The sequence below is a fragment of the Pseudomonas sp. XS1P51 genome (genome assembly GCF_054897845.1).
In genome coordinates this window covers 3,694,906-3,717,663 of sequence record NZ_CM142707.1, presented here as the reverse complement: position 1 = coordinate 3,717,663, position 22,758 = coordinate 3,694,906, and the positions used below count along the sequence as shown (strand labels likewise).

At 60.8% G+C, this 22,758-nt stretch carries 20 protein-coding genes; 15 read left to right on the top strand and 5 right to left on the bottom strand.

Annotation, left to right across the window (positions count from 1 at the left end; all coding sequences use genetic code 11):
- Position 1 precedes the first annotated feature (1 nt).
- From ACYZUD_RS17260 to ACYZUD_RS17245, 4 genes are all read right to left on the bottom strand, one after another.
- Complete coding sequence (locus ACYZUD_RS17260) at positions 2 to 1,036, bottom strand: ABC transporter ATP-binding protein (RefSeq protein ID WP_462019392.1); 1,035 nt, start codon at positions 1,034 to 1,036, stop codon at positions 2 to 4.
- Between the two features lie 169 nt (positions 1,037 to 1,205).
- Positions 1,206 to 2,357 carry a putative ABC transporter substrate-binding protein YdcS gene (ydcS, locus tag ACYZUD_RS17255; RefSeq protein WP_462019391.1) on the bottom strand — a complete coding sequence of 384 codons (1,152 nt, stop codon included), beginning with the start codon at positions 2,355 to 2,357 and terminating at the stop codon, positions 1,206 to 1,208.
- A 90-nt stretch (positions 2,358 to 2,447) separates the two neighbouring features.
- Positions 2,448 to 3,905 (bottom strand): gamma-aminobutyraldehyde dehydrogenase, encoded by a 1,458-nt coding sequence (locus ACYZUD_RS17250; RefSeq protein WP_462025057.1) that lies wholly within the window; start codon positions 3,903 to 3,905, stop codon positions 2,448 to 2,450.
- Between the two features lie 131 nt (positions 3,906 to 4,036).
- The gene (locus ACYZUD_RS17245; protein ID WP_462019390.1) at positions 4,037 to 4,951 is read right to left on the bottom strand and encodes a LysR family transcriptional regulator; all 915 of its coding nucleotides are present in this window, start codon (positions 4,949 to 4,951) and stop codon (positions 4,037 to 4,039) included.
- Between the two features lie 175 nt (positions 4,952 to 5,126).
- Between ACYZUD_RS17245 and ACYZUD_RS17240 the strand changes: the two genes are divergently transcribed.
- From ACYZUD_RS17240 to ACYZUD_RS17170, 15 genes are all read left to right on the top strand, one after another.
- The gene (locus ACYZUD_RS17240) at positions 5,127 to 5,852 is read left to right on the top strand and encodes a tellurite resistance TerB family protein (protein WP_462019389.1); all 726 of its coding nucleotides are present in this window, start codon (positions 5,127 to 5,129) and stop codon (positions 5,850 to 5,852) included.
- Positions 5,853 to 6,219: 367 nt separating this feature from the next.
- Positions 6,220 to 7,782 (top strand): methyl-accepting chemotaxis protein, encoded by a 1,563-nt coding sequence (locus ACYZUD_RS17235; protein ID WP_462025056.1) that lies wholly within the window; start codon positions 6,220 to 6,222, stop codon positions 7,780 to 7,782.
- Complete coding sequence (locus tag ACYZUD_RS17230) at positions 7,782 to 8,318, top strand: chemotaxis protein CheW (RefSeq protein WP_462019388.1); 537 nt, start codon at positions 7,782 to 7,784, stop codon at positions 8,316 to 8,318. The genes ACYZUD_RS17235 and ACYZUD_RS17230 overlap by 1 nt, the downstream gene beginning before the upstream one ends.
- Positions 8,315 to 9,580, top strand: coding sequence for a CheR family methyltransferase (locus ACYZUD_RS17225; RefSeq protein WP_462019387.1), 1,266 nt, complete (start codon positions 8,315 to 8,317; stop codon positions 9,578 to 9,580). The genes ACYZUD_RS17230 and ACYZUD_RS17225 overlap by 4 nt, the downstream gene beginning before the upstream one ends.
- Positions 9,577 to 10,260 (top strand): chemotaxis protein CheW, encoded by a 684-nt coding sequence (locus tag ACYZUD_RS17220; protein WP_462019386.1) that lies wholly within the window; start codon positions 9,577 to 9,579, stop codon positions 10,258 to 10,260. The genes ACYZUD_RS17225 and ACYZUD_RS17220 overlap by 4 nt, the downstream gene beginning before the upstream one ends.
- Positions 10,257 to 12,545 (top strand): response regulator, encoded by a 2,289-nt coding sequence (locus ACYZUD_RS17215; protein ID WP_462019385.1) that lies wholly within the window; start codon positions 10,257 to 10,259, stop codon positions 12,543 to 12,545. Before ACYZUD_RS17220 ends, ACYZUD_RS17215 begins: the two co-directional genes overlap by 4 nt.
- Positions 12,542 to 13,552: a chemotaxis-specific protein-glutamate methyltransferase CheB gene (cheB, locus tag ACYZUD_RS17210; RefSeq protein WP_462019384.1), complete on the top strand. Its 1,011-nt coding sequence runs from the start codon at positions 12,542 to 12,544 to the stop codon at positions 13,550 to 13,552. The genes ACYZUD_RS17215 and cheB overlap by 4 nt, the downstream gene beginning before the upstream one ends.
- Before the next feature lie 48 nt (positions 13,553 to 13,600).
- Positions 13,601 to 14,602, top strand: coding sequence for a diguanylate cyclase domain-containing protein (locus ACYZUD_RS17205; RefSeq protein ID WP_462019383.1), 1,002 nt, complete (start codon positions 13,601 to 13,603; stop codon positions 14,600 to 14,602).
- Positions 14,603 to 14,876: 274 nt separating this feature from the next.
- A protein-coding gene (prfB, locus tag ACYZUD_RS17200; protein WP_462019382.1) for a peptide chain release factor 2 occupies positions 14,877 to 15,972 on the top strand; the annotation gives its coding sequence in 2 pieces (ribosomal slippage) (positions 14,877 to 14,948 and positions 14,950 to 15,972; 1,095 coding nt in all).
- A 71-nt stretch (positions 15,973 to 16,043) separates the two neighbouring features.
- Positions 16,044 to 17,546: a lysine--tRNA ligase gene (gene lysS / locus ACYZUD_RS17195; protein WP_462019381.1), complete on the top strand. Its 1,503-nt coding sequence runs from the start codon at positions 16,044 to 16,046 to the stop codon at positions 17,544 to 17,546.
- A gap of 102 nt (positions 17,547 to 17,648) precedes the next feature.
- On the top strand, positions 17,649 to 18,365 hold the full coding sequence (locus ACYZUD_RS17190) for a TetR/AcrR family transcriptional regulator (protein ID WP_462019380.1): 717 nt from the start codon (positions 17,649 to 17,651) through the stop codon (positions 18,363 to 18,365).
- 139 nt (positions 18,366 to 18,504) lie between these two features.
- Positions 18,505 to 19,059 carry a hypothetical protein gene (locus tag ACYZUD_RS17185; RefSeq protein WP_462019379.1) on the top strand — a complete coding sequence of 185 codons (555 nt, stop codon included), beginning with the start codon at positions 18,505 to 18,507 and terminating at the stop codon, positions 19,057 to 19,059.
- Between the two features lie 36 nt (positions 19,060 to 19,095).
- Complete coding sequence (locus ACYZUD_RS17180; RefSeq protein ID WP_462019378.1) at positions 19,096 to 20,373, top strand: flavohemoglobin expression-modulating QEGLA motif protein; 1,278 nt, start codon at positions 19,096 to 19,098, stop codon at positions 20,371 to 20,373.
- A gap of 147 nt (positions 20,374 to 20,520) precedes the next feature.
- Positions 20,521 to 21,435, top strand: a complete 915-nt coding sequence (locus ACYZUD_RS17175; protein WP_462019377.1) for an alpha/beta hydrolase — start codon at positions 20,521 to 20,523, stop codon at positions 21,433 to 21,435.
- Positions 21,432 to 21,761: a hypothetical protein gene (locus ACYZUD_RS17170; protein WP_462019376.1), complete on the top strand. Its 330-nt coding sequence runs from the start codon at positions 21,432 to 21,434 to the stop codon at positions 21,759 to 21,761. Before ACYZUD_RS17175 ends, ACYZUD_RS17170 begins: the two co-directional genes overlap by 4 nt.
- A 162-nt stretch (positions 21,762 to 21,923) precedes the next feature.
- On the opposite strand, the gene ACYZUD_RS17165 is transcribed toward ACYZUD_RS17170, so the two are convergent.
- A complete protein-coding gene (locus ACYZUD_RS17165) occupies positions 21,924 to 22,712 on the bottom strand; it encodes an OmpA family protein (RefSeq protein ID WP_462025055.1) in 789 nt (262 codons plus the stop codon).
- Between the last annotated feature and the right edge of the window lie 46 nt (positions 22,713 to 22,758).

Genomic DNA, 22,758 nt, shown 5'->3' with positions numbered 1-22,758 from the left:
CTCACACCCTGCCAACGGTGTCGTGCAGCGGGATCATGGCTTCCCGAGCCCAGCGTGCGCTGATGCGTTGCCCGGTCTGGTGCTGGGCGCTGGCGTCCAGCCACTGGACGTTGGCCTGGCTGATGTTGAGGGTCTGGCCGTTTTCCAGTTTCAGTTCATAGCGAGTGGCGCTGCCCTGGTACTGGATGTCGTGCAGCAAACCGCTGACTTCGATCTCGTGGCTGGCCAGCGGACCTTCGGCAAAACGTACGTGTTCCGGGCGAATCGAAAACGGCTGCGGATTGCCGCTCAACTGCCGCGCCAGATCGCCGCGAATCACGTTGGAGGTGCCGACGAATTCAGCGACGAAGGTGGTCGCCGGTTTCATATAGAGGTTGCGCGGCGTGTCGACCTGTTCGATGCGGCCCTTGTTGAACACCGCCACGCGGTCGGACATCGACAGCGCTTCGGTCTGGTCGTGGGTGACGAAGATGAAGGTGATGCCGAGCTGGCGTTGCAGCTTCTTCAGCTCGCTTTGCATTTGCTCGCGAAGCTTCAAATCGAGGGCGCCCAACGGTTCGTCGAGCAGCAGCACCCGAGGGCGATTGACCAGCGCACGGGCCAGGGCCACACGCTGGCGCTGACCGCCGGACAGTTGCACCGGTTTGCGCTCGCCGTAGCCACCCAGGGCGACCATGTCGAGGGCTTCTTCGGCGCGTTTCTGCCGTTCGGTTTTACCGACGCCTTTGACTTTCAAACCGTACGCGACGTTGTCGAGGACGTTCATGTGCGGGAACAGTGCGTAATCCTGAAACACGGTGTTGACGTCACGCTCATACGGCGGCAGCCCGGCGGCTTCTTCGCCGTGAATCCGAATGGAGCCGGCGCTCGGTTGTTCGAAGCCGGCGATCAGGCGCAGGCAGGTGGTTTTGCCCGAGCCGGAAGGGCCCAGCATGGAGAAGAACTCGCCGTCCTGGATATCGATGGAAACCCGGTCAACGGCTTTCACTTCGCCGAACTGACGGGAAACGTTGGTGAACTGGACTGCAAGCGTCATGGTGCGGTGCTCCGAAAAGGCGCGCTTTCTATCAATTGATTCGGGTGTGCCGTGAAAAGATCGCAGCCTGCGGCAGCTCCTACAGGATTTGCATAGGGCGCCACATTTGCGGTGCATGCGATCGGCGTAGGAGCTGCCGAAGGCTGCGATCTTTTGATCTTAAAAGGGCTTAACGGCCGCCCATGATCGCGATGTAGTCCTGGGTCCAGCGGCTGTACGGCACGAACTTGCCGCCTTCAGCCTGCGGGGTTTTCCAGAAGGCGATCTTCTCGAACTGGTCGAAACCGTTGGTTTTGCAGCCCTCGGCGCCCAGCAATTCACTTTCCTTGCACCCTGCAGGAACCGCCGGCAATGAACCGAACCACGCCGCCAGGTCACCCTGGACTTTCGGTTGCAGCGACCAGTCCATCCACTTGTAGGCACAGTTGGGGTGCTTGGCTTCGGCGTGCAGCATGGTGGTGTCGGCCCAACCGGTGGCGCCTTCTTTCGGGATGGTCGAAGCGATCGGCTGTTTCTCGTTCATCAAGCCGTTGACCTGATACGGCCAGGCCCCGGATGCCACCACGCCTTCGTTTTTGAAGTCACTCATCTGCACGGTGGTGTCATGCCAGTAGCGGTGGATCAACGGCTGCTGGGCGCGCAACAGATCGAGCACCGCCTTGTACTGGGCTTCGTTGAGTTGATACGGATCCTTGATCCCGAGCTCAGGCTTGGTGGTTTTCAGGTACAGCGCCGCGTCGGCGATGTAGATCGGGCCGTCATAGGCCTGCACGCGACCTTTGTTCGGCTTGCCGTCCGGCAGGTTCTGCGCATCGAACAGCACGCCCCAACTGGTTGGCGCGGTTTTGAAGACGTTGGTGTTGTACATCAGTACGTTCGGCCCCCACTGATACGGAGTCCCGTAGGTCTGCTTGTTGACCACGTACCACGGCGCATCTTTCAGGCGTGGGTCAATGTTCTTCCAGTTCGGGATCAACGCGGTGTTGATCGGCTGCACACGCTTGCCGGCGATCAGGCGCAGGGAGGCGTCGCCGGACGCGGTCACCAGGTCGTAACCGCCCTTGGACATCAGGCTGACCATCTCATCGGAAGTCGCGGCGGTCTTGACGTTGACCTTGCAGCCGGTTTCCTTTTCGAAGCCGGTGACCCAGTCGTAGGCCTTGTCGGTCTCGCCACGTTCGATGTAACCAGGCCAGGCGACGATATCCAGCTGGCCTTCGCCGTTGCCGACGGCCTTCAGCGGTTCGGCGGCCTGAATACTGGCACTGGCCAGCATGGCGGTGGTGATTGCACTGAGCAGTGCGGTCTTGTGCACGAACATGGGGTTTCCCTCTTCTTTAATTATGGTCGGGGCAGTTTTGAACGTGGTGAAGCCAATGCCGTTACGGCTAATTGTTAGCGTAGTGCGCTTTTATAAATGCTGTCCGTGGCGGGCCATGATGTGCCGCACCACGCTGTAGTCCTGGAGCGAATCACTGGACAGGTCTTTGCCATAACCCGAACGCTTCAGGCCGCCATGGGGCATTTCGCTGACCAGCATGAAATGGCTGTTGATCCAGGTGCAGCCGTACTGCAACCGCGCGGCGACCTGCATCGCCTTGTCCAGGTTCTGGGTCCAGACCGAGGAGGCGAGGCCGTATTCCGAATCGTTGGCCCAATCCACGGCTTGTTCGAGTTCGTTGAAACGGGTCACGGTGACCACCGGCCCGAACACTTCGCGCTGGACGATTTCATCGCTTTGCTTGCAACCGGCCAGCAGGGTCGGCTGGTAATAGAAGCCGGTGCCGGAATGCACCGCCGCGCCGGTCACCCGTTCGATGTGCGGCTGGCCGAGGGCGCGTTCGACAAAACTGGCCACGCGGTCGCGCTGGCGGGTGCTGATCAGCGGGCCGATTTCGTTGTCGGCATCGCGTTTGCCGGCGAAGCGCAGGCTGCTGACCGCCGCGCCAAGTTCAGCCACCAGGCGGTCGTGAATTCCGGCCTGTGCATAAATCCGGCAGGCGGCGGTGCAGTCCTGGCCGGCGTTGTAATAGCCATAAGTGCGCACGCCTTCGACCACGGCCTGAATGTCCGCATCGTTGCAGACGATCACCGGGGCTTTGCCGCCGAGTTCGAGGTGAGTGCGCTTGAGGGTTTTCGCAGCGGCCTGGAGGATTTTTTGCCCGGTGACGATATCGCCGGTCAGCGACACCATGCGCACTTTGGGATGGCTGACCAAGTGGCTGCCAACACCTTCACCGCCGCCGCAAATGATGTTGATCACCCCACGGGGGAGAATCTCCGCCAGTGCTGGCGCCAACGCCAGAATCGACAGCGGGGTATGTTCGGACGGTTTGAACACCAGCGTGTTGCCGGCGGCGAGGGCCGGGGCGATTTTCCAGGCGGCCATCATGATCGGGTAGTTCCACGGCGCAATCGACGCCACCACACCAATCGGGTCGCGACGCACCATGCTGGTATAGCCCGGCAGGTATTCGCCGCTGAGCTGTCCGGTCTGGCAACGCACGGCACCGGCGAAGAAGCGGAACACATCGACCGTGGCGCTCAAATCGTCCTGGCGGGCCAGGTGTAACGGCTTGCCGCAGTTCAGGGATTCGAGGCGGGCGAGGAGGTCGGCGTTCTTTTCGATGGCGTTGGCGATCTCCAGCAGCAGGTTCGAGCGTTGCTGCGGCGTGGTCCGCGACCAACCGGCAAACGCGCGGTGGGCGGCAAGGATCGCGGCTTCGACTTGCTCGGTGCTGGCTTCGGCGATGTGCGTCAGGACTTCACCGGTGGCCGGGTTGAGGATCGGCTCGACAAGACCCTGGCCTGCGACCAGTTCGCCATCGATCAACAACGCGGTGAACAACGGGGTCTGCGCGCCAGCCATTTTTCGGGTTCTCTTTTCTTGTGTGGCCATGGTGCTCCCTGTGACTGGGGCCCGGCCGTCTTTATAGATGAACCAAGACTAGTGCTCGAACCCGAGGTCAACAAATACTAAATACTGAAGGTGGCATTCGATTAAATAGATGGCTTGCGTCCGCCGTGGGGTTGCTCGCGCGCGACGGTCAGGAACGGGTCTACCAAGGCTGGGCGGGCGGTACCGCGGCGCCAGGCCAGGCCGACGTCGAGGGTCTGGCTCAAGTCGGCAATCGGTCGCGCTTCGATGATGTCGCCCTCCAGAGACCACGGACGGTAGGTCATGTCTGGCTGGATCGAAACCCCCAGGCCTGCGGCGACGAGGCTTCGAACGGCTTCGGTCGACGCAGTACGCAATGTGATGCGCGGGTGCAGGGACGCTGCAGACCACATGCGCTGGGCGTTGCGGTCCATTTCATCGACGTTCAGTTGAATCAATGGCTCACGCGCCACATCGGCCAGGTTGATGCTGTCGTGTTCCAGCAGCGGATGCTGGGCCGGCAGCCACAGGCGATGGGGCGAGTGGGTCAGCACTTCGGTTTGCAGGGCGTGGCGGTCTTCGAGGTTCGAGAGGATCAGCACCCCGACATCGATTTCGCCACTGACCAGCAAATGCTCGATGTACGGCCGTTCGTCTTCCATCACCCGGATCTCGACATTGGGGTAGGCGCGCTGGAAACGGGTGATCAGGTCCGCGAGGTAGTAACCGGCAACAAGGCTGGTCACGCCGATGATCAGTTGCCCGGCCACCTGATCGGTGCTCTGTTGCAGGCTGCGTTTGGCGTTGTCCACTGTCGCCAGAATCAGGTGCGCCTGACGCAGGAACTGGTGGCCCTGGTGGGTGAGCGTCATGCCTTTGGCGTGGCGGTTGAACAGGCCGACGCCGATTTCCTGCTCCAGTTGCTGGATCGCGAGCGTCAGGGTGGACTGGGAAATGAAGGCGGTTTGTGCGGCGGCGGAGATCGAGCCGGTCTCGGCCACGGCGATGAAGTGACGGATCTGACGCAAGGTCATCATGGGGAATTACCCGGTGGGCGGTTTTTATCGATGTACTCGAGTGTATATCTTTTTATTCGATGGCCCGTTGTGCATCAAGCAACATCTGGAAGCACTCTCGCGGGCGGGTGTTGGGCACTTTCGATCTAGGCTGGTGGCCTTATTGATCCGGATAACCCCTTTTTGGAGGCGGAACATGAACACCCGTGGATTGCTCGATCAGCTACTCAAGTCCGGCCAGGATCTGTTGCAGAACAAGGCCGGCGGGGCGCAGAACAAATCGGCCGCCGGTGGTGGCCTGGGCGGTTTGCTCGGCGGTGCCGGTGGCTCGGGCGGCTTGGGAGGGCTGCTTTCCGGCGCTGGCGGTGGCGCATTGGCGGCCGGGGCCATGGGGCTGCTGCTGGGTAACAAAAAGGTGCGCAAGGTGGGCGGCAAGGTCGCGATCTACGGCGGCCTCGCGGCACTGGGCGTGATTGCCTACAAGGCTTACGGCAACTGGCAGGCCCAGCAGGGCACCGCGCCGAAGACCGAGCCACAAACCGTCGACCGCTTGCCGGCCGCCCAGGTCGAACAGCACAGCCAGGCGATTCTCAAGGCGTTGGTAGCCGCGGCCAAGGCTGACGGTCATGTCGATGAGCGCGAGCGTGAGCTTATCGAGGGCGAGTTCACCAAACTCGACAACGATCAGGAGTTGCAACACTGGTTGCACGCCGAGCTCAACAAACCGCTGGACCCGACCGACGTCGCCCGCGCCGCCAGTACCCCGGAAATGGCCGCCGAAATGTACATCGCCAGTGTGATGCTGGTGGACGAGGAGAACTTCATGGAGAAGTCCTACCTCGATGAACTGGCGCGTCAGCTCAAGCTTGAGCCGGGGTTGAAGGCTGAGCTGGAGAAGCAGGTTCGCCAGGCATCCATGTAGGTCTTTAAACCGCAATCGCGAGCAGGCTCGCTCCCACCATGGATCTTCAGTCGACGATGATCCCCTGTGGGAGCGAGCCTGCTCGCGATAGCAATTAGAGCCGCACTGCATCTCCCAATGGCCAATCCACGGCCCATTCCTTCCAGATCACCACTGGCAACCACCCCCCGTCATAGCGGAAAGTCCCCATCCAGAGCCAGTCCCGGTGCTTCCCGCCGCGACGAAAAGGGTGCGCATCCGATTTGTTAAAGAAACACCACCCTCGGCTATACTCCGCAGCATTTGAAATGCCCCCCGAGGACTGACTGTGAAGAACTGGACGTTGCGCCAACGCATCTTGGCGAGCTTTGCGGTAATTATCGCCATCATGTTGCTGATGGTCGTCGTCTCGTATTCCCGGCTGCTGAAGATCGAAGCCAGTGAAAACAGTGTGCGCGATGACGCCGTTCCGGGCGTTTACTACAGTTCCATGATTCGTGGCGCCTGGGTTGACGGTTATCTGAAAACCCAGCAATTGTTGGGCCTCAGGGAGGGGGAGAAACTCAGCGCCGATGATGTAGCGCAATACAAATCCTTCGAAACCCGTCTGCAAGAGCAAATGGCCAACTATCGTGGCACCGTCACCACGGATGAAGACAAGGTCGAGTTCGCCGCCTTCGAAAAAGACTATATGGACTACATGAAGAGTCAGGCCGCGGTGCTGGACTTGCGCCAGCGCAATCAAGAGGCCGAAGCCGTCAAACTGTTCCATGAACAACTGACGCCCTCCTGGACCATCGGCCGCATGAAGCTCAACGACATTATTCGCGAGAACAAGGTCGTGGCGGATCAGGCCACCGCGAACATCGATGACGCCGTGCTCACGGCAAAAGTCATCATGGGTATTTCCCTGCTGGTCGCGGTACTGGCTGCCGGCCTCTGCGGCCTGTTGTTGATGCGCGCGATCATGGCGCCGATGAACCGGATCGTCGAAATTCTCGAAATCATGCGCACCGGCGACCTGAGCAGTCGTTTGAACCTCGCCCGCAAGGACGAGTTCGGCGCAGTGGAAACCGGCTTCAACGACATGATGACCGAGCTCACTTCTCTGGTATCCCAGGCCCAGCGCTCCTCGGTACAGGTCACCACCTCGGTGACCGAAATTGCCGCCACGTCCAAGCAGCAGCAAGCGACCGCCACCGAAACCGCTGCCACCACCACCGAAATCGGCGCGACGTCCCGTGAAATCGCTGCCACTTCCCGTGACCTGGTGCGCACCATGACCGAAGTCTCCACCGCCGCCGATCAGGCCTCGGTGCTGGCCGGTTCCGGGCAGCAAGGCCTGGCGCGGATGGAAGAGACCATGCATTCGGTGATGGGCGCCGCGGATCTGGTGAACGCCAAACTGGCGATCCTCAACGAGAAGGCTGGCAACATCAACCAGGTGGTCGTGACCATCGTCAAGGTCGCCGACCAGACCAACCTTCTGTCCCTCAACGCCGCCATCGAAGCCGAAAAGGCCGGTGAATACGGTCGCGGGTTTGCCGTGGTTGCCACTGAAGTGCGACGTCTGGCGGACCAGACCGCCGTCGCCACGTACGACATCGAGCAGATGGTGCGTGAGATTCAGTCGGCGGTGTCGGCCGGGGTCATGGGCATGGACAAGTTCTCCGAAGAAGTGCGTCGCGGCATGTCCGAGGTGCAGCAGGTCGGCGAACAGTTGTCGCAGATCATCCATCAGGTTCAGGCGCTGGCGCCGCGGGTGTTGATGGTCAACGAAGGCATGCAGGCCCAGGCCACCGGTGCCGAACAGATCAACCACGCGCTGGTGCAATTGGGCGATGCCAGCAGCCAGACCGTCGAGTCCCTGCGCCAGGCCAGTTTCGCCATCGACGAACTGAGCCAGGTGGCTGTGGGGCTGCGTAGCGGCGTATCGCGATTCAAAGTCTGATGAGCGAACTCACGGCCAAACGCGGCGCGGTGATGCCAGCGAAGCAGTCCTTGTTTCTGGTGTTTCGCGTTGGCAACGAGCGCTACGCCTTGCAGGCCATCGAGGTGGCAGAAGTGTTGCCGCGTCTGCCATTGAGGCCGATTGCCCAGGCACCGGCGTGGGTCGCCGGTGTGTTCGCCTATCGCGGCGCGGTGGTGCCGGTGATCGACCTCAGTGCGCTAACCTTCGGTGAGCCGGCCCAGGCCCGCACCAGCACTCGGTTGGTGTTGGTCAATTATCGTCCGGATGAAACCGCTCAAGCGCAATTGCTCGGGCTGATCCTGGAGCAGGCCACCGATACCTTGCGCTGCAACCCGGCGGATTTCCGGCCGTATGGCCTGGATAATCGGCAGGCGCCGTACCTGGGGCCTGTTTGTGAAGATGCGCAAGGACTGCTGCAATGGGTGCGGGTCGCCGATCTGCTGGACGAGCAGGTTCGTGCGCTGCTGTTTCCGTCGCCGCCGCTGGACCTGGCGTTGCTTGAGGAACGGCCATGAGCAGCGGTCAGCGGTTTTTCGATTTTCTCAAGGAGCGCATCGGCCTCGACGTGACGTCGGTGGGTCCGGCGATCATCGAGCGCGCGGTGCGCCAGCGCAGCACGGCGTCCAACGCGCTGACGGCCGATGAGTATTGGCACACCCTGCTGGGTTCGCGGGACGAGCAGCAGGCATTGATCGAAGCGGTGATCGTTCCTGAGACCTGGTTTTTCCGTTACCCGGAATCCTTCGCCACGTTGGCGAAACTGGCCACCAAGCGCCTGGCCGAGATCAACAACATGCGTGCCTTGCGGATTCTCAGCCTGCCGTGTTCCACCGGCGAAGAGCCGTATTCAATCGCCATGACGCTGCTTGATGCAGGACTCAAACCGCACCAGTTCAAGGTCGAAGGGATGGACGTCAGCCCGCTCTCGGTGGAGAAAGCCCGAGGCGCGCTGTACGGCAAGAACTCGTTTCGCGGCCAGGACATCGAGTTTCGTGAGCGACATTTCACCGCCGAAAACGATGGCTATCGCCTCAGCGAGCGCGTGCTTGAACAGGTGCGTTTGCAGGTCGGCAACCTGCTGGATCCAGCGTTGCTGGCCAATGAAGCGCCTTATGATTTTGTGTTCTGCCGCAACCTGCTGATCTACTTCGATCAGCCGACCCAGCAGCAAGTATTTGAAGTGCTCAAGCGCCTGACCCATGTCGACGGCGTGCTGTTTATCGGCCCCGCCGAGGGCAGTCTGTTGGGGCGTTTGGGCATGCGTTCGATCGGCATCCCGCAGTCCTTTGCATTTCATCGTCAGAGCACGCCTGCGCCGATGCCGACGTTCATTCCTGCTCCGCTGCCCGTACGCCAACCGGTGCGCAACGTGAATCCGCCGCCGGTGCGCAACCGTCCGTTCGCACCCGTTACGCCACTTCCTGTCGTGGCGAAGGCCGCCAACCTGGACGCCGCCACGCTGCTGGCGAACATCGCCGCACTGGCCAACGAAGGTAAAAGCCTGGATGCCCGCGCTGCATGCGAAAGCTACTTGCGCAGCCACGAACCGGTGGCCCAGGTGTTCTATTGGCTGGGGCTGCTCAGCGATGTCGCCGGCCGTGCACTGGAAGCCCAGGGGTTTTATCGCAAGGCGTTGTACCTCGAACCGCAACATCCCGACGCGTTGATGCAACTGGCCGCCTTGCTGCAATCCCAGGGCGACACGGCGGGCGCCAGACGATTGCAGGACCGTGCCGCCCGTAGCGAGCGCGCCGCTGACAGTGAGCGCAAACGATGAACGCCACCGACACCTTTAGCCTCACCCATGAAGATGCCCAGGCCATCGACGACTGCTGGAACCGCATCGGCATCCACGGCGACAAATCCTGCCCGTTGCTGAGCGACCATATTCACTGCCGCAATTGCGCCGTGTATTCAGCCGCCGCCACGCGTTTGCTCGACCGCTACGCGTTGCAGCAGGAAGATCGCGGGCAAGTCTCGGCCGAGGTCGAGAGCGATGTGAAAACCCGCTCGCTGTTGATGTTCCGTCTCGGTGAAGAATGGCTGGGGCTGGCCACTCGCAGTCTGGTGGAAGTGGCGCCGTTGCAAGCGATTCATTCCCTGCCGCACCAACGCTCCCGGGCCTTGCTCGGCGTGGCGAATGTGCGCGGTGCGTTGGTGGCGTGCCTCTCTTTGGTTGAGTTGCTGGGACTGGACGGGGCCAGCAGTGTGGCGTCGGGTGCGCGGGTCATGCCGCGGATGCTGATCATCGCCGCCCACGGCGGGCCGGTGGTGGTGCCGGTGGATGAAGTGGACGGCATTCACGCCATCGACGAACGCATCCTTGAGGCGGCATCCAGGTCCGGCGCCCAGGCCAGCGCCAAATACACCCGTGGCGTGATGCAATTCAAGGGTCGCAGCCTGCGTTGGCTGGATGAAGAACAGTTGCTGTCCGCCGTGACCCGGAGCCTCACATGACCCCCGAGCAAATGCGCGACGCCTCTTTGCTGGAACTGTTCAGTCTCGAAGCCGAGGCCCAGACCCAGGTGCTGAGCGCAGGTCTTTTGGCGCTCGAACGCGACCCGACCCAGGCCGATCACCTCGAATCGTGCATGCGCGCGGCGCACTCGCTCAAGGGGGCGGCGCGGATCGTCGGCGTCGATGCCGGGGTCAGCGTTTCCCATGTGATGGAAGATTGCCTGGTCAGTGCGCAGGAAGGGCGCCTGTACCTGCGGCCCGAGCACATCGATGCGTTGTTGCAAGGCACCGATTTGCTGATGCGCATCGCGACGCCTAACAACGCTCCAACCTCTGCGGACATCGAGGCCTATGTGGCCCTGATGGCGCGGTTGCTTGATCCGCTGGCACTGGCCGCACCGATCAGCACACCTATTGCGCCGTTCATGTCCGAGCCGGAGCCCGAAGCGCCCGCCCCCATGGTTGAAGAACCCGCCCCGGTCGCCGAACCGCAACCCGCAGCGCCACTGCGCAAAGCCAGGCGCACCACCGAAAACGGTGAACGGGTCTTGCGCGTCACGGCCGAACGCCTGAACAGCCTGCTCGACCTGTCGAGCAAATCCCTGGTGGAAACCCTGCGACTCAAACCGCACCTGGCCACCATGCAGCGTCTCAAGCGCATGCAGAACAACGGCCTGCGGGCGCTGGAAAACCTTAACGTCCATCTCAAGGAACAAGCCTTGAGCCTGGAAGCCCGGGAAGCCCTCGACGATGCCCGTCGGCTGCTGGCGGAATCCCAGCAATTGCTGGTGGAAAAAAATGCCGAGCTGGATGAGTTCGCCTGGCAGGCCAGTCAGCGGGCACAAGTGTTGTATGACACCGCACTGGCCTGCCGCATGCGACCGTTTGCCGATGTATTGACCGGGCAAGTGCGCATGGTCCGCGACCTTGGCCGCAGCCTCGGCAAACAGGTGCGACTGGAGATTGAGGGCGAGAAAACCCAGGTCGATCGCGATGTACTGGAAAAACTCGAAGCGCCGCTGACCCACCTGCTGCGCAACGCCGTCGACCACGGTATTGAATCCCCGGAACAGCGCCTGCTGGCCGGCAAGCCCGCCGAAGGCCTGATCCGTCTGTGCGCCTCCCATCAGGCCGGGCTGCTGGTGCTGGAGCTGAGCGACGACGGCAATGGTGTCGATCTGGAAAAGGTCCGCCGCAGCATCATCGAGCGACAATTATCCCCGGCCGAAACGGCCGCGCAGTTGAGCGAAGAGGAACTGCTGACGTTCCTGTTCCTGCCGGGTTTCAGCCTGCGGGACACGGTCACTGAGGTCTCCGGGCGCGGCGTCGGTCTGGACGCGGTTCAGCACATGGTCCGGCAATTGCGTGGGGCGGTGGTGCTGGAGCAGGCGGCGGGCGAGGGCAGTCGCTTCCATCTCGAAGTGCCGCTGACCCTGTCGGTGGTGCGCAGTCTGGTGGTGGAAGTCGGTGACGAGGCGTATGCGTTTCCGCTGGCCCACATCGAACGCATGTGCGACCTGGAGCCGGCAGACATCGTTCAGGTCGAAGGTCGTCAGCATTTCTGGTATGAAGGCCGGCATGTCGGGCTGGTCGCCGCCAGTCAGCTGTTGCAGCGGCCGGCGAGCCAGAACAGTCAGCAAACCCTCAAGGTGGTGGTCATCCGTGAGCGCGAGGCGATTTACGGTGTGGCGGTCGAGCGTTTTATCGGTGAGCGGACGTTGGTCGTGTTGCCGCTGGACGAGCGTCTGGGCAAGGTGCAGGACATTTCCGCCGGGGCCTTGCTCGACGACGGGTCGGTGGTGCTGATTGTCGACGTCGAAGACATGTTGCGTTCGGTGGACAAACTGCTCAATACCGGGCGTCTGGAGCGTATTGCCCGTCAGGGCAACCAGGCCGTCGAGGCTGCGCGCAAGCGGATTCTGGTGGTCGACGATTCCCTGACCGTTCGCGAGCTGCAACGCAAGTTGTTGCTCAATCGCGGCTACGACGTGGCCGTAGCGGTGGACGGTATGGATGGCTGGAACGCCCTGCGTTCGGAGGATTTCGATCTGCTGATCACCGACATTGATATGCCACGCATGGACGGCATCGAACTGGTGTCTTTATTGCGCCGGGACAATAGATTGCAATCCCTGCCGGTTATGGTGGTGTCCTACAAGGATCGTGAAGAGGACCGTCGTCGTGGACTGGACGCCGGAGCCGACTATTATCTAGCCAAAGCCAGTTTTCATGACGACGCCCTGCTCGATGCAGTGGTTGAACTCATCGGAGGAGCGCGGGCATGAAGATAGCCATCGTCAACGACATGCCCATGGCGGTGGAGGCCCTGCGCCGCGCCCTGGCGTTCGACCCGGCGCACGAAGTGGTCTGGGTCGCCAGCAATGGGGCCGAGGCGGTGCAACGTTGCGCCGAATACACCCCGGACCTGATCCTGATGGACCTGATCATGCCGGTGATGGATGGCGTGGAGGCAACCCGACGGATCATGGCCGAGACCCCGTGCGCGATTGTCATCGTCACCGTCGACCGCCAGCAGAACGTGCACCGGGTGTTCGAGGCCATGGGCCACGGCGCGCTGGATGTCGTCGACACGCCCGCGTTAGGCGTCGGCAATGCCCAGGAAGCGGCAGCGCCGCTGCTGCGCAAGATCATCAACATCGGTTGGCTGATTGGTGACCGGGGCAATCGAGAGCGAGCGGCACCGAGTCCGCTGCGCAATTCGGCTTCGCGTCAGCGCCTGATCGCCATTGGTTCGTCTGCGGGCGGGCCGGCGGCGCTGGAAGTATTGCTCAAGGGGCTGCCGCGAGATTTTTCGGCGGCCATCGTGCTGGTGCAGCATGTTGATCAAGTGTTTGCCGCCGGCATGGCTGAATGGCTCAGCAGTGCCAGCGGCCTGAACGTGCGTCTCGCTCAGGAAGGCGAACCACCGCAGGCCGGCACGGTGTTGCTGGCCGGTACCAACCACCATATTCGCTTGTTGAAAAACGGCACGCTGGCCTACACCGCCGAACCCGTCAACGAGATCTACCGGCCTTCGATCGATGTGTTCTTCGAGAGCGTGGCCCATTACTGGAGCGGTGACGCCGTGGGTGTTTTGCTGACCGGCATGGGGCGCGATGGCGCACAGGGGCTTAAACTCATGCGCCAACAAGGTTACCTGACCATTGCTCAGGACCAGAACAGCAGTGCGGTGTTCGGAATGCCCAAAGCGGCCGCGGCCATCGACGCTGCCGTGGAAATCCGCCCGCTGGACAAGATAGCGCCACGATTGCTGGAGATTTTCGCCAAATGACCACCATTTACAGCAATCCTGGCCCAGGTAGTACTCAGGTGACCGCACATGAATGACTTACAGCTCGACGACTTCAAGACCGACGAAAACGCCGCCATGGTGTTGTTGGTGGACGATCAGGCAATGATCGGCGAGGCGGTGCGGCGCGGGTTGTCGAATGAAGACAATATCGACTTCCACTTCTGCGCCGACCCGCACCAAGCCATCGCCCAGGCGATCCGCATCAAGCCGACGGTGATCCTCCAGGATCTGGTCATGCCCGGTCTCGACGGCCTGAGCCTGGTGCGCGAGTACCGCAATCACCCGGCGACCAAGGACATTCCGATCATTGTCCTGTCGACCAAGGACGACCCGCTGATCAAAAGCGCGGCGTTCGCGGCCGGGGCCAACGATTACCTGGTCAAGCTGCCGGACAACATCGAACTGGTGGCGCGTATCCGCTATCACTCGCGCTCCTACATGACGCTGTTGCAGCGCGACGCGGCGTACCGCGCGTTGCGGGTCAGCCAGCAGCAATTGCTCGACACCAACCTGGTGCTGCAGCGCTTGATGAACTCCGACGGCCTGACCGGGCTGTCGAATCGCCGGCATTTCGACGAATACCTGGAGCTGGAGTGGCGACGCTCACTGCGTGACCAGAGCCAGCTGTCGTTGCTGATGATCGATGTCGACTACTTCAAGTCCTACAACGACAGCTTCGGCCACCTCGAAGGCGATGAAGCCTTGCGCAAGGTCGCCACGGCCATCCGCGACGCCAGCGCCCGGCCTTCGGACCTGCCGGCCCGTTATGGTGGCGAAGAATTTGCGCTGGTGCTGCCCAATACCTCGCCGGGCGGCGCGCGGCTGGTGGCGGAAAAACTGCGCCAGACCGTAGCGGCGCTGCAGATTCCGCACATTTTCCCGGCCGAAGGTTCAAGCCTGACCATCAGCATCGGCCTGTCGACCATCACTCCGCAACCGGGCGGCGATTGCCGTCAATTGATCTCGGCGGCGGACAAAGGGCTGTACCTGGCGAAGAACAATGGGCGCAATCAGGTGGGCATCGAGTAGCGTCATGCGCCTGTAGCAGCTGCCGAGCCTGCGAGGCTGCGTTCGAGGACGAAGTCCTCGCCAACCCGGCGCACGCGGTTTACCGAAAGACTGCATTGCCTGGTTTTACGACTGCTTCGCAGCCGAACGCAACCTCGCAGGCTCGGCAGCTGCTACAAGTCCTCTGCGCTTTCGCAAACCATTCGCCGCTAAAGCCGCCAGGCGGGCTGCCGTGACAGCCTGATTACGTTATACTCGCCGGCTTTCAAAAGTTCGCCAACGAGTGCTGCCCGCCATGGAAATCAACCCGATCCTTAACAGTATCAAGGACCTGTCCGAGCGCTCCGAAACTATTCGGGGGTATCTTTGACTACGATCAAAAGCATGAGCGTCTGACTGAAGTCAATCGCGAGCTTGAAGATCCGAATGTCTGGAACAACCCGTCGTACGCTCAGGAACTGGGCCGCGAGCGGTCCCTGCTAGCGCAGATCGTCGAAACCCTCGACGAAATGCACACCGGCCTGGCCGACGCCAAAGACCTGCTGCTGATGTCCGCAGAGGAAGAAGACCAGGCGGCCGTCGATGACGTCGCTGCCGAAGTCGAGCGTCTGCGCGAGTCCCTGGAAAAACTCGAATTCCGTCGCATGTTCAGCGGTGAAATGGACGCCAACAACGCCTACCTGGACATCCAGGCCGGCTCCGGCGGCACCGAGGCTCAGGACTGGGCCAACATCCTGCTGCGCATGTACCTGCGCTGGGCCGACAAACGCGGTTTCGACGCGACCATCATGGAACTGTCGGCCGGTGAAGTCGCCGGGATCAAGGGCGCTACCGTGCACATCAAGGGCGAATACGCCTTTGGCTGGCTGCGTACCGAAATCGGCGTGCACCGTCTGGTGCGCAAGAGCCCGTTCGACTCCGGCAACCGTCGTCACACCTCGTTCTCGGCGGTGTTCGTGTCGCCTGAAATCGATGACAACATCGAAATCGACATCAACCCGTCGGACCTGCGGATCGATACTTATCGTTCCTCCGGTGCCGGTGGTCAGCACGTAAACACCACCGACTCGGCCGTACGTATTACCCACGTACCGACCAACACCGTAGTCAGCTGCCAGAACGAACGCTCCCAGCACGCCAACAAAGACACCGCGATGAAAATGTTGCGGGCGCGCTTGTACGAGCAGGAAGTGCAGAAACGCAACGCTGCCTCGCAAGCCCTGGAAGACACCAAGTCGGACATCGGCTGGGGTCACCAGATTCGCTCCTACGTACTCGATGCGTCGCGAATCAAGGATTTGCGCACTAACATCGAACGCAGCGACTGCGACAAGGTGCTCGACGGCGACATCGATGAATACCTGGTGGCGAGCCTGAAACAAGGCCTGTAAGCCTTCAGTCAAGACCTCAAGTCCCCTGCCTCCGGCGGGGGCAACGAACCTGTGATGGAATTTTTAAAGACATGAGCGACCTACAACTCGACCCGCAAGCCCTGCAACAGGAAGAAAACTCCCTGATCGCCCTGCGCAAGGAAAAGCTTGCTGCCGAGCGCGCCAAGGGCAATGCCTTCCCCAACGACTTCCGCCGCGACAACTACTGCGAAGACTTGCAGAAGCAGTACGCGGACAAGACCAAGGAAGAGTTGGCAGAGGCTGCAATCCCGGTCAAGGTTGCCGGTCGTCTCATGCTTAACCGTGGCTCGTTCATGGTGATCCAGGACATGTCTGGTCGCATCCAGGTTTACGTCAATCGTAAAACCCTGTCCGAAGAAACCCTGGCCGCGGTCAAAACCTGGGACCTGGGCGACATCATTGCCGCCGAAGGCACTCTGGCGCGTTCCGGCAAGGGCGACCTGTACGTCGAAATGACCAGCGTGCGCCTGCTGACCAAGTCCCTGCGCCCACTGCCGGACAAGCACCACGGCCTGTCCGACACCGAGCAGCGCTATCGCCAGCGTTACGTCGACCTGATCGTCAACGAAGACGTGCGCCAGACGTTCCGCGTTCGTTCGCAAGTGATTGCGCACATCCGCAGCTTCCTGATGCAGCGTGACTTCCTGGAAGTCGAAACACCGATGCTGCAAACCATTCCGGGCGGTGCGGCAGCCAAGCCGTTCGAGACTCACCACAACGCGCTGGACATGGAAATGTTCTTGCGCATTGCGCCTGAGCTGTACCTCAAGCGGCTTGTTGTTGGTGGGTTTGAAAAGGTGTTCGAGATCAACCGCAACTTCCGTAACGAAGGCGTTTCGACTCGTCACAACCCAGAATTCACCATGTTGGAGTTCTACCAGGCTTACGCCGACTACGAAGACAACATGGACCTGACCGAAGAGCTGTTCCGTGAACTGGCTCAGCTGGTTCTGGGCAGCACCGACGTGCCGTACGGCGACAAGGTGTTCCACTTCGGCGAACCGTTCGTGCGTCTGTCGGTGTTCGACTCGATCCTCAAGTACAACCCTGAGTTGACCGCTGACGACCTGAACGACATCGACAAGGCTCGCGCCATCGCCAAGAAGGCCGGCGCCAAGGTGCTGGGCTTTGAAGGCCTGGGCAAATTGCAGGTGATGATTTTCGAAGAGCTGGTCGAGCACAAGCTGGAGCAGCCGCACTTCATTACCCAGTACCCGTTCGAAGTGTCGCCGCTGGCCCGTCGCAACGATGAGAACCCGAACGTCACCGACCGTTTCGAGCTGTTCATCGGCGGCCGTGAAATCGCCAACGCCTACTCCGAGTTGAACGACGCGGAAGACCAAGCCGAGCGCTTCATGGCGCAGGTGGCCGACAAGGACGCCGGCGATGACGAAGCCATGCACTACGACGCCGACTTTGTTCGTGCGCTCGAATACGGCATGCCGCCAACGGCCGGTGAAGGGATCGGCATCGATCGCCTGGTGATGTTGTTGACCAACTCACCGTCGATCCGCGACGTGATCCTGTTCCCGCACATGCGGCCGCAAGCGTAAGTGTTTCAACTAAAAAGCCGCCTGAAATAGGCGGCTTTTTATTGCCTGTCTGGTACAAACGTATCAATTGGTTACTTTTGAAGTAAGAGAGGAATACCTGTCGTGAACCGTGCAATGGCTCAAGAGGGTGCAGCGGGTGTCGCCACTGCGGTCGCTGAAAGTGTTCAGTACCAGGGCCGCAAGGCCAGCCGACAGGGCAGCGAGCAGCGTCGACAGGACATTCTCGATGCCGCCATGCGCATTGTCGTGCGCGATGGCGTGCGGGCCGTGCGTCACCGAGCGGTCGCCGCCGAGGCCGGTGTGCCGCTGTCGGCCACCACTTACTACTTCAAGGATATCGATGACCTGCTCACCGATACCTTCGCCCAATACGTGGAGCGTAGCGCGGCGTACATGGCCAAGCTGTGGGTGAACAACGAAGGCCTGCTGCGGGAGATGGTGGTCAGTGGCGACGGCAGCCCTGAGTCACGCTCGCAACTGGCTGACGATATTGCGCGGCTGATGGCGGACTATGTTCACCGGCAACTGGTCAACCGTCGCGAACACTTGATGGCTGAGCAGGCGTTCCGTCAGGAAGCGCTGCTGAACCCGCGCCTGGCGAAGTTGGTGCGCTCGCATCAGCAAATTCTCCTACAAGGGACTTGCCAGTTATTCCAGGTATTGGGTTCCCGTGAGCCACAACAGGATGCCAAAGTGTTGACGGCGATTATCGGACGGATGGAATATCAGGGCCTGCTCAACGACGCCGAGCCTGTTGCCGAAGAGGAAATGCTCGGCATTCTGACCCGCTACATGCATCTGGTATTGGCGTCGGTGTAACCCGATCCCCTGTAGGAGCTGCCGAAGGCTGCGATCTTTTGATCTTGATCTTCTTGATACTTCTGCAAAGCAAGATCAAAAGATCGCAGCCTGCGGCAGCTCCTGCAAAAGCGCTGCGTAATCTTCAAGGGAGTGTTGAATGAAAGCCTGGCGTGTCGTTGTGATCGCCTTGTCGTTCCTGCTGCTCAGTGGCTGTCTGGTGACCTTCAAGGAGCCTCTGCCCGCAAGCGACCCCGCGCCCAAAGGGTTACTCGGCAAATGGACCAGCACCAATGCCTGGGGCGAACCGATGAACCTGGAGCTGACACGCATCGGCGACAATCGCTATCAGGCGGTCAGCTACTTCAAGGCCAAACCCAAGGAGCGCGAAGCCTATCCCTTCACGGTGTCACGCCACGGCAGTCGCTGGTACCTGTCGGCGAAGGTGCCGGCGCAGTTCGGCGGGCATTTCACCATTGCCGGTTTCGAACTCAACGATAAGCAGGAGCTGGTGGTCTACAACCTCGACCTCGAGCAGGTCAAACAGGCCCTGGGGCAGAACGTCCTCAGCGGCGAGGGCTTCCAGACCGACGACGGTGACGGCGTGCTGATCGACACCCGCCTGGACCAGGTCTTCGCCTACCTCGACGATCCGGCCAATTCCGATGTGTTCGTCGAAGCGGTGCGCTATCAGCGCCTGGCCAAAGCCAAATAAACCCAGCACATAACGGTTTTTCTACAGGAGTTTCGGGTGGACGATTACCAGCAGACGATACGCATTTTGTCCGATCGCATTGTGCTGGCGCAGACGCCGATTCGCGTCCTGGACGCGGTCAAATGGGATGACAGCATCCGCAAGGGTTTCCTCAAGGCCAAGGGCAAGGAAATGCCGGCGGTGGACCGCGATTACTACCTGAACCGGCCACTGTCCTTCGACTCCAGCAAAGTGAAACTGGAATTCCAGAACATCGAGCGCGACATCACCCGTCAGCTCGGTCAGTTCAACCCGGTCGGCCAGATCATGCGCCGCATGTGCAAGGAATACCGGATGGTGGTGCGCATGCTGGAAGCGCGCGGCACCGAGGATTTCGGGCTGATTTCCCAGGAGTTGTACGGCGCCGCGTCCGATGCGTTCCACGCCGGTGACCCGACCCTGGCTGACCTGGGCCTGATGCTCTCTGATTACCTGAACAACATCGACGGCCGTGGCGACCTCAAGGACGAACCGAAAGTCCTCACCGCCAAGGAAGCCGTCGACTTGCTGCAACATCGGTTGAACAAGGTGTTTGGCGAGGCCGAGGAAACCATTCGGGTGTTCGAGTCCGACGGGATCGTCGCCGATGCGGCGGCGGGTGCGGACTACATCAAGATTCGCGCCGACGCGATGTTCAACGACCGCGATGTGCGCGCCCTGGAAGTCCACGAAGGGCTGGTGCATGTGGGCACCACGCTCAATGGTTTGAACCAGCCGATCTGCACCTTCCTGTCCAAGGGCCCGCCGTCGTCTACGGTGACCCAGGAAGGGCTGGCGATCCTGATGGAGATCATCACCTTCGCCTCCTACCCGAGCCGCTTGCGCAAACTGACCAACCGCACGCGCGCCATTCATATGGTGGAGGAGGGGGCGGACTTTTTGCAGATCTTCGAGTTCTTCCGCGAGCAGGGCTTCGAAATGGCCGAAAGCTACGGCAACGCCAGTCGCGTTTTCCGAGGTTCGGTGCCGACAGGTCTGCCATTTACCAAAGACTTGTCCTACCTCAAGGGCTTTATCATGGTTTACAACTACATTCAGTTGGCCGTGCGTAAAGGCAAACTGGAGCAGATACCGCTACTGTTTTGCGGCAAGACCACGCTGGAAGACATGCGAACCTTGCGGCAATTGGTGGACGAAGGCTTGGTGGTACCGCCCAAGTATCTGCCGGAGCAGTTCCGTGACATGAACGCGCTGTCGGCGTGGATGTGCTTCTCCAACTTCCTCAATCACTTGAGCCTGGACCGGATCGAAGCGGATTACTCCAATATCCTGTAGACCGGGCAAGATCCCCTGTGGGAGCGAGCCTGCTCGCGATGGCGGTGTGTCAGACAGCATCACTGTTGAATGTTAAGCCGCTATCGCGAGCAGGCTCGCTCCCACCGGGGGTGTATTTCCACCCAAATTTTTGCGAGGTTTCAACGGATGAGAATCCTCGGCATCATCTGTCTTCTTCTGACCTTGAGCGGTTGCAGCTCTTTGCTGTTCTACCCCGAGCCCGGCCAGTTATTCACTCCGGAAAAAGCCAAACTCGAATTCCGCGATGTCACCCTGACCACCGCCGACGGCCTCAAGCTGCATGGCTGGTGGTTGCCGGCCAAACAAGGTGTCGAGGTCAAAGGCACCGTGCTGCACCTGCACGGCAACGGCGGCAATCTGCCCATGCATCTGGGCGGGAGCTGGTGGTTGCCGGCGGAAGGCTACCAAGTGCTGTTGGTGGACTATCGCGGTTACGGTTTGTCCGAGGGCGAACCGAGTTTGCCGGCGATCTATCAGGACATCGACGCTGCGTTCAAATGGCTCGATCAGGCCCCCGAGGTCAAGGGCAAGCCGTTGATCCTGCTGGGCCAGAGCCTCGGCGGTTCGATGGCTGTTCATTACCTTGTGCAACACCCTGAGCGGCAAAAACAGCTCAAGGCTGTTGTGCTCGACGGCGTACCCGCCAGTTACCGCAGTGTCGGCCGGTTTGCTTTAAGCAATTCATGGCTGTTCTGGGCGTTTCAGGTGCCGCTGTCGTGGCTGGTGCCGGACGGCGACAGCGCGATCCACTCCATGGCGCAGCTCAACGGCGTGCCGAAACTGATCTACCACAGCATCGACGATCCGATCGTGCCCCTTTCCAATGGCATCCGTCTGTATCAAGCTGCGCCGCCGCCGCGGGTGCTGCAACTGACCCGTGGTGGTCATGTGCAGACGTTCGCCGACCCGGTCTGGCGCAAAGTCATGCTGCGTTATCTCGATGACCCGCAGCATTTCAACGGTCTGCGCCGCCTGGGCGAAATCCCCAATTACCCGGCGCCCAAAAATTCTGAAGATGAACCACCAGAGAGTCCGCAATGAGTGAAGAACGTAATGCCATCCCGCTGATCATCACCGGTATCTGCAGCATCCTCGGCACTGTCGGGGCCCTGTGGTGGTACGGCTACCTGCACTTCGCCAAACCCGAAGATGCGCTGCTGCTCAGTGAGTTCACCATGCTCAAGACCGTGCCGGGAGAAGACTACAAAGTTTCCCTGGAACCGGCCCCGCAAGTGGCCCAGTGCATCGATGGCGTGCTGGTGATGTTCGACACAGAGCAGAAAGGCCTGACCGGGGTATTGGTCAACAACAAGAAAAAAGCGGTGCGCTGCATGGGGCAGGAAACCCCACAGAAGCTGGAGCAGTAGCGCACCCCAAAAAGATCGCAGCCTCGTTTCACTCGACAGCTCCTACGCAACTCGCGTGCTTCTGTAGGCGCTGTCGAGTGAAACGAGGCTGCGATCTTTTGATCTTAAAAAAGCCCCGCCTGATCGACTCAGGCGGGGCTTTTGCGTTACAGCAGGTTCAGCTTAGTTCGAGCTGATTGCCGAACGCGGGATCACCGGCTGGTTATCGTTGGAAATGGTCACTTCCACCCGACGGTTCATCGCCCGACCCGAGACGCTGGAGTTCTCCGCCACCGGGTATTCCATGCCGTAACCCTGGGCAACGATGCGCGCTGGATCAACGCCCATCTTCACCAGCGCCATGCGCACGGAACCGGCGCGACGCTCGGACAACGATTGGTTGTGCGAAGCCGTACCGGTGCTGTCGGTATAGCCTTCGACAATCGCCTTCCGGTCCGGATTTTCCTGAAGGAACTGCGCCAGTTTGTTGATGTTCACCAGGCCGCTGGATTTCAGATCGGCCCTGTCAGTGGCAAACAAAACATCACCGAAGGTCACCAGCGTCCCGCGATCAGTCTGCTTGGCGTTCAGACTGTCCTGCAGCTGTTTGATCTGTGCATCGCGAGCATCCAGACGGGCCTGGGCGCGCTGTGCAGAAGCGTTCTTCAGGTTGGCTTCAGCGGTGCGCAGGGCGATGGTCTGCTTCGCCACTTCAACCCGTTGATTGGTCAGGTAAGCCAGTTGGTCGACCTTGTGCTGGTCTTCCTTGTCCAGATAAGCCTTGTCGGCCTTGTCCAGATAATCACTGGCGTCTTTGGTTTCCAGCGCCGCGACTTTGCTTGCCTGTGGGTCGGCTTGCAGGCCGGAGTAGTTGGTACGGGCCTGTTCCAGGTTGGCGTTAGGCGGCGTGGAGCAGGCGGCCAGTGCAACGCTTGCGGCCAGCAGGGCCGGGATCATCAATTGTTTACGCATCATGGTTTCGTCCTTTTAGTCGAGTAAGAAATACGTCGCAGCGGCG